This is a genomic window from Micromonospora sp. M51 (genome assembly GCF_018070305.1).
GTDB classification, from domain to species: domain Bacteria; phylum Actinomycetota; class Actinomycetes; order Mycobacteriales; family Micromonosporaceae; genus Micromonospora; species Micromonospora parva.
This window is the reverse complement of sequence record NZ_JAGPXZ010001498.1, coordinates 1-465: the sequence shown is the minus strand read 5'-3', so window position 1 is coordinate 465 and position 465 is coordinate 1. Positions and strand designations below refer to the sequence as shown.

The following is a 465-nucleotide window of genomic DNA, read 5'->3' as shown; positions in this document are numbered from 1 at the left end:
GGTCGTGCCACTTCTGCGCCACGCCGAAGGAGCTGCCGTTCGACAGCGCGACGATGACATCGCTGGCGGTGGCCGGGCCCTGGGTGAAGGTGATGATGTCGTCCCTGCCGTCGCCGTTGACGTCACCGAGCGCGGGGAACTCGCCGAACGGGCTGAAGAACTCGTGCCACTTGAGGCCGGCGCCGAAGCCGGTCCCGGTGGAGAGCGCGACGTACACGTCGCCGGCGGGGTTGTGGGTGAACGCCACGATGTCGTCGCGTCCGTCGCCGTTGACGTCGCCGACCGCGCCGATCTCCGCGCCGGGCGCGAACCAGTCGTGCCACTTCAGTCCGGCGCCGAACGACGTGCCGGTGGAGAGCGCGACGTAGACGTCGCCGGTGTTGCTGTGGGCGAAGGTGATGATGTCGTCCCTGCCGTCGCCGTTGACGTCGCCGGTGGTGGCGGTCTCGCCACCGAGGGAGAAGA

1 protein-coding gene is annotated in these 465 nt (G+C 69.5%); it reads right to left on the bottom strand.

The genetic code is table 11. The features are described 5' to 3' along the window. On the bottom strand, window positions 1-465 hold a 465-nt coding region (locus KBX53_RS35635), incomplete at both ends, for a VCBS repeat-containing protein (RefSeq protein ID WP_210864104.1).